The organism is Pedobacter jeongneungensis (assembly GCF_039538295.1).
In the GTDB taxonomy this organism is placed as follows: Bacteria; Bacteroidota; Bacteroidia; order Sphingobacteriales; family Sphingobacteriaceae; genus Pedobacter; species Pedobacter jeongneungensis.
Genome location: NZ_BAABBY010000002.1, coordinates 398,532 through 410,839, shown reverse-complemented (window position 1 = coordinate 410,839; position 12,308 = coordinate 398,532). Strand labels below are relative to the sequence as shown.

General features: G+C 35.9%; 8 protein-coding genes. 6 read left to right on the top strand and 2 right to left on the bottom strand.

Annotated elements, in window-relative coordinates:
• Nucleotides 1-180 precede the first annotated feature (180 nt).
• A complete protein-coding gene (locus tag ABD769_RS05415; RefSeq protein ID WP_344850040.1) occupies nucleotides 181-1,362 on the top strand; it encodes an AIR synthase-related protein in 1,182 nt (393 codons plus the stop codon).
• A gap of 408 nt (nucleotides 1,363-1,770) precedes the next feature.
• Here ABD769_RS05415 and ABD769_RS05410 read toward each other — a convergent pair whose 3' ends face one another.
• Both ABD769_RS05410 and ABD769_RS05405 read right to left on the bottom strand, forming a co-directional pair.
• A complete protein-coding gene (locus tag ABD769_RS05410) occupies nucleotides 1,771-2,985 on the bottom strand; it encodes a M57 family metalloprotease (protein ID WP_344850038.1) in 1,215 nt (404 codons plus the stop codon).
• A 366-nt stretch (nucleotides 2,986-3,351) separates the two neighbouring features.
• Nucleotides 3,352-6,744 (bottom strand): TonB-dependent receptor, encoded by a 3,393-nt coding sequence (locus ABD769_RS05405; protein ID WP_344850036.1) that lies wholly within the window; start codon nucleotides 6,742-6,744, stop codon nucleotides 3,352-3,354.
• 696 nt (nucleotides 6,745-7,440) lie between these two features.
• On the opposite strand from ABD769_RS05405, the gene lpdA reads away from it, so the two are divergent.
• The 5 genes from lpdA to ABD769_RS05380 all read left to right on the top strand — a co-directional run bounded on the left by lpdA (nucleotide 7,441) and on the right by ABD769_RS05380 (nucleotide 12,080).
• Nucleotides 7,441-8,829, top strand: coding sequence for a dihydrolipoyl dehydrogenase (lpdA, locus tag ABD769_RS05400; RefSeq protein WP_344850034.1), 1,389 nt, complete (start codon nucleotides 7,441-7,443; stop codon nucleotides 8,827-8,829).
• A gap of 35 nt (nucleotides 8,830-8,864) precedes the next feature.
• On the top strand, nucleotides 8,865-10,106 hold the full coding sequence (locus tag ABD769_RS05395; RefSeq protein WP_344850032.1) for a porin family protein: 1,242 nt from the start codon (nucleotides 8,865-8,867) through the stop codon (nucleotides 10,104-10,106).
• 101 nt (nucleotides 10,107-10,207) lie between these two features.
• Nucleotides 10,208-11,047: an MBL fold metallo-hydrolase gene (locus ABD769_RS05390; protein WP_344850030.1), complete on the top strand. Its 840-nt coding sequence runs from the start codon at nucleotides 10,208-10,210 to the stop codon at nucleotides 11,045-11,047.
• Nucleotides 11,048-11,608, top strand: a complete 561-nt coding sequence (locus ABD769_RS05385; protein ID WP_344850029.1) for a GNAT family N-acetyltransferase — start codon at nucleotides 11,048-11,050, stop codon at nucleotides 11,606-11,608.
• A gap of 112 nt (nucleotides 11,609-11,720) precedes the next feature.
• Nucleotides 11,721-12,080, top strand: coding sequence for a hypothetical protein (locus ABD769_RS05380; protein WP_344850027.1), 360 nt, complete (start codon nucleotides 11,721-11,723; stop codon nucleotides 12,078-12,080).
• Nucleotides 12,081-12,308 lie beyond the last annotated feature (228 nt).

The following is a 12,308-nucleotide window of genomic DNA, read 5'->3' as shown; positions in this document are numbered from 1 at the left end:
ATGACAACTTTCGCTTCCAAAATCTATTTCAATTTTCTTATTAAAACAAGCTTTGTGCAGGTAAAACGCTGTCAAAGACTCATAGTTTAACCATCGACTCCAGACTTCGGACTCCAGACTTCCGACTTTCTAACTTCTTCCCTTTTACCTTCCACCTTAAAAAACTATCTTTGCGGCAACATGAGTGATAACAGGTACAATCAACGCGGCGTTTCTGCCTCAAAAGAGGATGTGCACAATGCCATCAAAAACATCGACAAAGGAATTTTCCCAAAAGCGTTCTGCAAAATCATCCCCGACATTTTAGGCGGCGATGAAGATTATTGCAACATTATGCATGCCGATGGTGCAGGTACCAAATCTTCTTTAGCTTATGTGTACTGGAAAGAAACAGGTGATATTTCGGTATGGAAAGGCATTGCACAGGATGCCATTATCATGAATATCGACGATCTGATCTGCGTGGGTGCTACTGATAACATTTTATTATCCTCAACCATTGGAAGAAATAAAAACCTGATTCCCGGCGAAGTGATTGCTGCCGTAATTAACGGAACCGAAGAAATTTTGGCCGATTTACGCGAACAGGGCATCTCCATTTACTCAACCGGTGGCGAAACAGCTGATGTTGGCGATTTGGTGAGGACCATTATCGTCGATTCTACGGTAACCTGTCGCTTAAAGCGCGAAGATATCATCAGCAACGATAATATTAAGCCAGGCGACGTTATTGTGGCATTAGCCTCATACGGACAAGCTACTTACGAAACGGAATATAATGGTGGCATGGGATCGAACGGATTAACCTCTGCCCGTCACGATGTTTTTGAGAAAGCTGTTGCCAATAGCTACCCTGAAAGTTTTGATCCGGCCGTTCCTTTCGACCTGGTTTTTTCTGGTCAAAAGCAACTCACAGATGAAATTGAAATTGAAGGTTTTGGTAAAATAACTGCAGGTAAATTGGTACTCTCTCCTACCCGCACTTATGCACCAGTAATTAAAAAAATATTAGAAAAACACGCTGGCCAGATAAATGGTATTGTACACTGTAGTGGTGGCGCGCAAACCAAGGTACTTCACTTCATCAATGATGATATCCACGTCATTAAGAATAACCTGTTCCCTGTTCCACCGCTATTTAAATTGATACAAGAGCAATCGGGCACCGATTGGAAGGAAATGTACAAAGTATTTAATATGGGGCACAGAATGGAGTTATATGTGCCTCAAGAAATTGCAGATCAAATCATCGGGATCTCAAAAAGCTTTAATATCGATGCGCAGGTAATCGGCCGTGTAGAAAAAGGCAATCAGAAACAGGTAACCATCGAAAGCGAAAAGGGAACTTTCGTTTACAACTAGGAATATATATATTAAAAAAGGGGCTGAAATAAATTTTCAGCCCCTTTTTTTATGATCTTTCTACAAATTTGTGGAAGGGAAATTCTTCTCCATAGGCTCTTTTACTGATAAAGAAAATCGAGTTTATTCTCATCAAAAGTTTTTAAATAAGTATCCCAGTCTGTTTCTTTTAATTCGGACGAGTTATCGCTATGTTTAGGAAAATGTATCCTTAAAATACCGCCACCATTACCTTTTGAGGTATCTGCAACTATTGCAGGTACACCGCCATGCTCCTCTGCCCATGCTTTAATGGTTGCATGGTTATGGTCTGTTTAGAACTGCTTATTGTTTTATAAATTAGTTTTAAATAAATAGACTAATTATAAAAGCATGGTTTTGGGCAAATGGTTTTGGGTTTTAAAAAATTTAAGGTGCCAAATGGTAACCGCCAAATGGAGCAATAGAATAACCACTTGTATTATTTTGCACTTCGGTTCCATAAGAATATGTAATATCTGTTACAAAAGTACCTAAATCGTAAGAAGTTGCCCCATTAGGCACTAAAAATACCCTCGTTAATTGTGAACTACCAGAATATTCAAATACCTTAACCACAAAATTATTACTTGTTGTATAAGGTACTGTTAGATTCTGATCCTGATAAAATTCTAATTTGAAATTATTACTTAGTAAGGTCCTATCATCACAACAGCCGATTAGGTAACTGTCATCACTTATTAAAGTGCTAACCTGTTTTACATATACATTTCTTAACCTTGGGTATGTCCCATTCAAAGCTAATATATCTTCATCAATAAATGGTCTGTCAACTCCATTTGCACATGCCAACATCCAAGATCCACTTACAGGATCTGGCGATGTTCCTCTAACATGATTTGCATTGCCTCCTTCATTATTCCCTTGAGTTACTTGACCACAACTGAATGCTCTGTTCATATAATCCGTATGCCTAAATCCAATAGCATGACCAATTTCATGAGCAAAAGTAGAGGCGATATCAGAATAAAAAGAAGAGGTATTGTAATAATAAGTATTAACCAAAATTTGATTATATGGATTTCCATTTGAAGGCAAACCGGAGGCCATTAAGTAAGCAGTTACATTACTTGGTTTATTATTGGGATCGATAAAAGTTGTTGATATTGTGATGTCAGCAGAGGATGAACTCATACTCCGTGAAAATGTTAAGCCGAATTCTAATGCATTATATCTTGCTATAGCCAAATCTAATCCATCTATAATGTATTGTTGAAAAGAGGGATTTATATAGATGCTGATATTCTTAACTCCACTATTAGCAGTTAATAAGTTAGATACGTAATGACCGATGGGATCTTTAGATTGTAATAATCTATCTTTAACATTTAAGCCAAGAATAACTTTAGACTTAGGATTTTCACTTAAACCATCAATATCAGTTTTGGTTAATAAAATATCACCTTCTACAATATAACCATCACCATGAATATGTAATCCTTCGGTAGTATCAAATCCAGCGGCTTTTAACTTTTGAATAATTTCAATGGGTATTTCAGTATTATTTTCTGCATGGCCATTATCTTTTTTACAAGCACTAAGAATTGTGATTAGGAAAAAGAAAGCGTAATAGATTTTTTTCATGTTTAGATGTTTTTAAAATTTTATTTCATATTAGTTTAATCATTAGGTAAACACGGATGATTTACTATAAAAGCACGAAAAGTTTAGGAATGTAATTGAATTAGATTTGGAGGGATGAACTACACAAGGCAGCACCTTAATAACCTAATTGGTGAAAAAGAATATTTTCGGAGAGAGCGTGCGTTTCATAAATAGATTTTTTTATTTTTCCGCGTTAAAGATACGAATCAACTATTAAAGTCATTCTTTTTTTTACATGAAGTAGTTAGTTTATTACACAAACCCATGAAAATAACACAATATAATAAAAGCAAAAAAGCGCCGATCAGATGATCGGCGCTTTGATATTATATAATTTATTAGGTATTAGTTAAAAATATAACGGACACCGAATTGCATGTAATAAGTAGAAGAAATAGTTTGAGAGGTACCAAAAGTATTTCTAACTATATCACCTTGGGCAGCAGCAAGAATAAATGTTGGTTTAGTAGTATCATTAATCGCTGATGCATTTTGAGGAACTAATATACTTGCATTATTAACAAAATTCACATTACCCCATTTACGATTTAACAAGTTACCAACGTTGAAAATATCAGCTGTAAATTCAAAAGTATTTTTTGATTTACCGTAATTCTTGAAGATTTGTTGAGTAATTCTTAAATCGAATTGATTTCTCCATGGAGAGGTTGCCGCATTACGTTGTGCATATTCGCCCCTATGTTTGCTTAAATATGGATCTTGCGCAATATAAGTTTCGAAAATAGCACTTTGTTCTGCTGCAGTATATGATCTAGGATATGCTCTAGTTACAGTAGAAGTACTTACTAAGTTGGCTGGTACAGCAACAAAATTTATTTCAGATGCATCTTTAGGAATATAAATCAAGTCATTTCCAGAAACACCATCTCTATTGTAATCAGCTCCATAAACATACGAGTATCTTCCTTGTTGAGATCCTTCATAAAACAATGAAAATGAAGTAGCTAAGTTTTTAAGATACTCTTTTCTATATGAAACACTTGCAATGATACGATCAGGATTTAAGTTTTGAGAATAACTTAATGTTGGAATATTTGGATTAGTAGATGTAGCAGGAATTGACCATAAGTTACCTAATTGATCACCGCCACCATCACCGTAATTACGTTGATCTGAACGTGTATAAGCAATCATTGCTGATATTCCGCTGTTAAATTGCTTAGTTAACTGACCAGTAATCATCCAGTTATAACCGCCTTTAGCATTGGTCATCTCTGTTACGTTTAATGCAGATGTTGCGTTATTAGTTGGAATACCAGCACTATTGATGTCTACCTCTTGTCTTCCAGCAATAGAATTAGGATATAATGGTCTATTATCCGGATAACCCGAGATATTAGTTGTAGTTGGATTTACCAAGTTGATGTTTTTAGCAACAGCGACATTTAAATCTTTACCATAAATACCTTCTAATGTTCCCACAATTCCCCAAGGTAATTTAACATCAAATGCTAAACTCGATTTCCAAGTCTGAGGGAATTTCAAATCAGGAGCCATAATACTAATTGTTCCTGGTATACTTGTTCCAGCTGCTGGTTTAGTAGCGGTAAGTAAGTTCGGAGCAATACTTGGATTAAATGAGGGAACAACTCCACCATTAAGGCTTGAGTAGGTTTGTAAATATTGTAATAAACCTGCATCACTAGATTGTGATACAATCCATACAAAAGGAACACGGCCAGTAAATATACCTGTTCCACCACGAACCTGTAATGAACGATCTCCCATTACATCCCAGTTAAAACCAAAACGTGGCGAATATGATAATCTATTTTCAGGTAAAACACCTGTATCTACTTTTCTTCCATCATGGAAAGTTTGAGCAGCTACTAAAGGATGTGTTTGAATTTCTGGAGCGTCCGGATAAGTTGCTTGTTCAATACGTAAACCAGCAGTTAATTTTAAACGATCAGAAAGGGTAAATTCATCCTGTAAGTAGGCTGAATATTGAGCAAACTTAAAGCTAGGGAAAGCTTGAGAACCATCAGCAGTTAGTGGATAAGTTACAGAATATTGTAACGGCTTAGCTCCATTTTTGAAGTCATCCCATGATTTGAAAGTGTAGAAACCAGTACCAAAACGCTGAAATCCGTTTTTGGTAGTACTGAATTCAGCTTGCAAACCTAAGGTAATATTATGCTTTCCTAAAGCTAAGCTCAAGTCATCAGAATAAGTATATCCTTTAACATCCCTTAAGTTTCCGTAAGTGAATGGTTCGTACCCAAAAGTGGTCAAAACATTTCCTGCATTTGAAGTATTTTGGGTTCCATCCAGGATATCAACTAAAGGAAAAGGAGAACTATCCGAATTTCTTGGATCATTTTGGTGCGAGTAAGTAGCACGTGCAACATTTGTTAGTTTGCTACCAAAGTTCGACGTCAACTCAGCAACTGCAGAATATAGGTTTGCTGCTTGGTAATAATTAGAATTATAAAAAGGTAATCCCGCATTATTTGCAGTACCCGACCTATTATTGTTATAACTCAACGCACCAGCAACACCTGAATTGGTTACAGATGTACTAGCTGGAGAAGGGCTTTGACTTTCAACCTGATTATACCTTACACTAAAACGATGATTTTTAGTAATGTTCCAGTCTAAACGAGCAAACATTTTTTCGTTATCACTCACATTTGAATATCCTTGATATGGTCCCGTTTTATAACCATATTTAGCATCTAAATATGAAGAAATTTCGTTCAAAAGTGATTGACTAGCCGGCACAACAGTATTCGGGGTACCTGGAGCTCCGTATGGCAAACCAGGGGAAGAAGCTATTCTTGTTGTTCCTGGCTGAATGGTATGCTTTTTTTCGTAATTAACAAAAAAGAATAATTTATCTTTTACAATTGGACCACCTAAACTAAATCCATAATTTTTCTCGTCCAATTTTTGAATTGAAGCATCAGGAATACGATACGTATCACCAATTCTTTTACCTTGTTGTTCTTCACCACGCATGGTATAGAAAGCACTACCTTGGAAAGTGTTGGTACCTGAACGTGTTACAGCAGAAATTGAACCACCAGTAAAACCTGTTTGACGAACATCGTAAGGCGTTACATTGATCGAGATTTGCTCTAATGCATCAATAGAAATTGGAGAACCACCTGCAGGAATGTTTTGTCCAATACCAAACTGGTTGTTGAAGTTAGCACCATCTACAGTAAAGTTATTCGAACGGTAGTTACCACCACCAATTGAAGTACTGTTTGCTTGTGGCGTTAAACGCGTTAAGTCATTAACGCTACGTGTAATCGTAGGTAATGATTGAATCTGTTGTCTTGCAATTACTGTTGATGTTCCATTTTTATTTGAATTCAAAATACTATTAGCACTTTGACCCACAACTTTAACTTCAGCTAACGTTGAACTGTTATCAACTAAAGTTAAGTTTACTAAATAAGGCTCACCTATCTTTAAATAAACTTCAGTTTGTTTTTCTGGTCTGTAACCAACAAAACTAACTTCAATGGTGTAAGGACCGCCAACCCGCATACCTCCGATGGTAAAACGGCCATCGTTGTTTGTAGATACAGAATAAACAGTCCCAGTTGGTGTATGTGTTGCTTTAACACTTGCACCAGGTAAGGCGCCTTTGGCATCCTTAATTGTTCCTGTCATTGATGATGTGGTTACCTGTGCATTAGCGCCAAAAGTAATACCTACAAATGCAACAATAACCAGTACTAATCTTAAAAGTAAAGATTTCTTCATACTTTGTTTTTTAAATGTTTTTTGTTGTTGAATAATAATCTAATAGGGATTTTATTGCTGCAAATGTCCTAATAAAATTTAACACATTTTAACATCCAATGTTAAATAATTATTAAGTCGGGCAAAACTTTTCAACATTTAACACATATTGTAGCGATTATAACTTTCAGTTTATCAATACATTGATAATAAAGCTAAATTTTTAATAACGAAATTATCAGTTGATTATAATTTAAGCATAAAAGTTATGTTAACATTGGTATTTTTCAAATAATACATATCAACACCATTTTTTAAGCTTCAAACACTTTGATTATTTAACTTTTTATTGTTCAACCCATATATTATTCGGCAAAACACCATCATTATAGATACTCTTTTATAATTGGTTATTCAAAACAATATTCATCCATTGTAATTTTTAAATGCTATCTCAACATTGCCCTATTCAATTGACATTTTTTTTTTAGTTTTGAGCGATTATTAAGGAAATAGTATTCCTTTAATTTTCATGATGCAAAAGGTTTAATCCTTTATCCGGTAAAGAATCGGAGCATACATTATAAAATGCAGAACAATTAAGAAACAAATCTCTTTAAAATTAGATATGAACCGTCCATGATTATAAGTCTGTTAAATGATGATTAATTATGGTAAGCTCCATCTGACAGATAAATAACAAATTAAAAAAAACAGATGAATTACGACGTTATTGTTTTAGGCAGCGGCCCAGGTGGTTATGTAGCTGCAATCAGAGCTTCACAATTGGGACTAAAAGTTGCCATTGTAGAGCGTGAATCATTAGGTGGTATTTGTTTAAACTGGGGCTGTATCCCTACTAAAGCACTTTTAAAAAGTGCTCAGGTTTTCGAATATATTAATCATGCTGCTGATTACGGAATTACGACTGCCGGTGCCACTGCAAATTTTGCAGCTGTGGTAAAACGCAGCCGTGGTGTTGCCGATGGCATGAGCAAAGGCGTTCAGTTTTTGATGAAAAAAAATAAAATTGACGTGATTATGGGAACTGGTAAAGTTAAACCAGGGAACAAATTAGAAGTTAAAGGTGCTGATGGATCTCAACAGGAACTAAGTGCTAAAAATATCATCATTGCTACTGGTGCCCGTTCGAGAGAATTGCCAAACCTTAAACAGGACGGCAAAAAAATCATAGGCTACCGCCAGGCCATGGTACTTCCCGAATTACCAAAAAGTATGGTGGTAGTGGGTTCTGGTGCTATCGGTGTAGAATTTGCCTATTTCTACGCTACTATGGGCACTAAAGTAACCATCGTAGAGTTTATGGATAACGTTGTTCCGGTAGAAGACGAAGATGTGTCTAAACAATTATTGCGCAGCCTGAAAAAAGTGGGTATCGATGTAATGACTTCGGCAAGTGTTGAATCGGTTGATACCAGTGGTGCAGGTTGTAAAGTTTCAGTTAAAACAGCTTCAGGTATGCAAACCATCGAGGCCGATATCGTGCTTTCGGCAGCTGGTATTGTAGCCAACATCGAAAACATTGGTTTAGAAGAAGTAGGCATCAAAACTGAAAAAGGTAAAATTGTTACTGATGAGTTTTACAATACTTCAGTAAAAGGTTATTATGCCATTGGTGATGTAGTTGGCGGACAAGCTTTAGCACACGTTGCTTCTGCAGAAGGAATTATCTGTGTAGAAAAAATTGCTGGTCAGCATGCTGAGCCTTTAGATTATAACAACATCCCGGGATGTACTTATTGTACACCGGAAATTGCTTCTGTTGGTTATACCGAAAAAGCGGCAAAAGCAGCAGGTTACGAATTAAAAATCGGTAAATTCCCCTTCTCAGCTTCGGGTAAAGCAAGTGCTGCCGGTGCAAAAGATGGTTTTATCAAATTAATTTTTGATGCTAAATACGGCGAATTATTAGGTGCACATATGATCGGTGCGAACGTTACCGAAATGATTGCAGAAATTGTAGTGGCCCGTAAATTAGAAACTACCGGACATGAAATGATAAAATCTGTTCACCCTCACCCAACCATGAGCGAAGCCATTATGGAAGCTGCTGCTGATGCATACGGTGAAGTAATACATTTATAAAATAAACATCTGGATTAACGTCTCATTTTTTTACATTGAAAAAAACTTTCTTTTTAGCTGTGCTTTCTATCGTAAGCACAGCTCAATTTTTATATGCTCAAAAAAACATCCTTAAAGGCTATATCATTAAATTAAATAACGATACAGTTAAAGGATATATTGATTATAAAAACTGGAATAAAAATCCTGTATCAATTAATTACTACCCTACTTTAAATGATAAAGCACAAAGCCTGGATGTAAAAAGTATTAATGGTTTTGGAATTACCGACGATAAATACGTGGAATCGTATGTTTCAAAAGCGGTAAAACTTGAAACATCTCCACAACAATTAGGTAAACTAGGCTTCGATAAAGAACCTTCATTTGAAGATAAAGTTCTTTTTCTCCGTGTTTTAAATGAAGGCGATCTAACTTTACTTAAATATGTGGACGACCGAAGCCATTTTTTTATCTACGACGGGAACAAGACCGAAGAATTGATCAACAAGCGATATTATGTTAATGAATCAAAAAATCAGATCGCATATAATTCAGCTTATAAAGAACAACTTAAGGATCTGTTTATCAACAATAAAGACATCAATGAAAATGATATAGAAAAAGTTAGTTTCTTTGAAAGCGAAATTATCAGAATAGTCCAAAAATACAATCAGTCCAGGCCAAATTCATATAAGCCGATCAGCACTAAAAATGAGAAATTAACGGCTAAGTTCGGTCTTATTTTAGGCGGAAGTTATTCAACTTTATCTTTCAGAGATGTTGATTTTAAAGGTTCAACCAGTATTATTCCGGGGGTGTCCTTATTATTAACAATACCTCGGTCGTCAGAAAAATTGGGCATAAACTTCGATTTAGCCTATCGTTCATTTAAATTTGATGGTACATACCAGGATAAGCAATCTGATTTTCAATATTCAAATCAAACTTATGCTTTTGATGGAAAATATTTAAAGTTGAGCGCGATGTTCAGGTACACATTCGCTAGTGCTTCACTTAAACCTTTCTTAAATTTGGGCGTTAGTAGCGCTTATGCTTTCAAACTTGAAGAAAATACAATTTTCGAAGATACTTTTCATTCAACAACAACTGTAAACCAACGTAATTTTTTCGATGAACTTCGTAAATTCGATCAGGGCGCTCTTTTTGGTGCAGGATTAGCCATTAAACACTTCAGAATTGAAGCGCGTGGAGAAGTCTCAAACGGATTTTCAACAATAACAGCTATAAAAACAGGGATAACCAGTGGCTATCTCTTAGTAAACTATCAATTTTAGGTTTTTATACCTTAATTTAAGAAAACCCTTTAGTTAAAGCTAAAGGGTTTTCTTATTTTAGCCCGAGTTACATCACACATTTTACCTTTTACATCTTTCAAATGAAACTCCACACCATAAACACAGGCTTATTTAAATTAGATGGCGGTGCCATGTTCGGCGTTGTACCTAAGGTCATCTGGCAAAAAACCAATCCTGCCGATAGCAATAACCTCTGCACCTGGGCCATGCGTTGTTTATTAATAGAAGAAGGCAATCAATTGATTTTAGTGGATACCGGCATCGGAAACAAACAGGATGAAAAATTTTTTAGCCATTATTACCTGCATGGTGATGATTCTATGGAGAAATCACTTGCACAATTAGGCTTCAGTACTGCCGATATTACCGATGTTTTTCTTACCCACCTCCATTTCGACCATGTGGGCGGGGCAATCGTTAGAGAAAATGAAAAACTGATTCCTGCTTTTAAAAACGCAATCTACTGGAGCAACGAAAAACACTGGCAATGGGCCGTTGAGCCGAATGCAAGGGAGAAAGCTTCATTTCTAAAAGAAAATATCCTGCCTATACAAGAAAGCGGTCAGCTTAAATTTATAAAGGAGCAGGAAAATATAGAGTGGCAGAAAAATATCAATATCAGCTTTGCCTATGGCCATACTGATGCCATGATGCTGCCAAAAATTAATTATAAAGAAAAAACCATTGTGTATATGGCCGATCTTTTACCTTCAGTTGGTCACCTGCCGCTACCCTATGTAATGGCTTATGATATGTTTCCGTTAAAAACACTGACAGAAAAACAGGCTTTTTTAGAAGAAGCGGTTAACAATAACTATGTATTATATCTTGAACACGATCCCATTAACGAATGCTGCACCTTACAACGCACTGAAAAAGGAATCCGTGTAGCAGAAACTTTTAATTTGAGTGATATATAAATGATCAGACCAGCCAGCCCCGCAGATGCAGAAGAAGTAGTGCCATTGATTATCCAGGCGATGGGTAAACTGGCGCATAAATTAACCAATGTTGATGAGGAGAAAGTTTTAATAGAAATCTTTACTTATTTTTTTCAACTAAAAGGCAATCAATACAGTTATGAAAACACACTGGTTTATGAAGAAGAAGGTAAAGTTCTCGGATCACTGAACGCTTATGATGGAGGAAAGCTGCCAGAACTCCGCAAACCATTTCTGAATTATGTAGCCGAATGCTACCAAACAAGCAACCTCAATCAGGGCACAGAAACTGAAACCGGGGAATTCTACCTCGATAGTATCAGTGTTAATCCTACAGCCCAGGGTAAAGGAATTGGGAAACAGCTGATTATTTCAGGCATAGATTGGGCTGAAAAACTCGGTCACCATACCGTTGGCTTGTTGGTAGAAAATAATAATCCTGACGCCCAAAGGCTTTACAAAAAAATGAATTTTGTTATTCAAAACGAAAAACAATTTATGGGTGGATTATATCACCACATGGTTTTTAAAATCAAATAATCAGCCTCTGGTCATTCACCTGGCACTGCCAAGCGCCCAACTCCAACTGCTTCCAAAATTTATTTCCATTTTTATTTGTATTTAATCTAAATAATACCAATTTTTGTAAACGATGGAAAAAGCATGTATCGATATTAACGAACTGGTTAACGTATTCTCAAATACCCATGGTTCTATTTATCAGTCTGATAAATTAAATTGCTTTTATGTAGATTTTGGCGGCAAATTTGCCCGCTTTAATTGCCTTTCACTTCAAAAACTAAAAACGGTTGTCGAAAATATTGATATCGAAGCCCTTCTTTTAAATACCCACAAAGCCGATTTCGAACTGGTTACCTTTAATGGTTGCGAGCACATTTATTTATTAAGTGCTTTAGAAATTATCGCATTAAAAGATTTACTGCAAGGTACTTTTACCATGTTCAAACTTAACCACATCATCAGCGACTGCCTGTATAGATTAGTTTACTAATTATTGGTTAATCGGTTAATTGTCTAAATTGGTTAACTGACACCTGCATGGGTTCATTAGCCATTAGTTTTATTAGTTCATTAGTCATTTGTTTATAGGTATTGCAAATTGGTTAACTGACTCAAAACTCCTAATCGGGTTAATTGGTTAACTGATCCCAAACGCCAGGCCCAAAACTTCCAACTGAAAATTGCTAACTGCAAACTGATCATTGTTAATTAACCATCA

Coding starts and splice junctions, on each gene's coding strand:
- ABD769_RS05415 (WP_344850040.1), top strand. CDS start 181: ATGAGTGATAACAGGTACAATCAACGCGGCGTTTCTGCCTCAAAAGAG.
- ABD769_RS05410 (WP_344850038.1), bottom strand. CDS start 2,985: ATGAAAAAAATCTATTACGCTTTCTTTTTCCTAATCACAATTCTTAGT.
- ABD769_RS05405 (WP_344850036.1), bottom strand. CDS start 6,744: ATGAAGAAATCTTTACTTTTAAGATTAGTACTGGTTATTGTTGCATTT.
- lpdA (WP_344850034.1), top strand. CDS start 7,441: ATGAATTACGACGTTATTGTTTTAGGCAGCGGCCCAGGTGGTTATGTA.
- ABD769_RS05390 (WP_344850030.1), top strand. CDS start 10,208: ATGAAACTCCACACCATAAACACAGGCTTATTTAAATTAGATGGCGGT.
- ABD769_RS05385 (WP_344850029.1), top strand. CDS start 11,048: ATGATCAGACCAGCCAGCCCCGCAGATGCAGAAGAAGTAGTGCCATTG.
- ABD769_RS05380 (WP_344850027.1), top strand. CDS start 11,721: ATGGAAAAAGCATGTATCGATATTAACGAACTGGTTAACGTATTCTCA.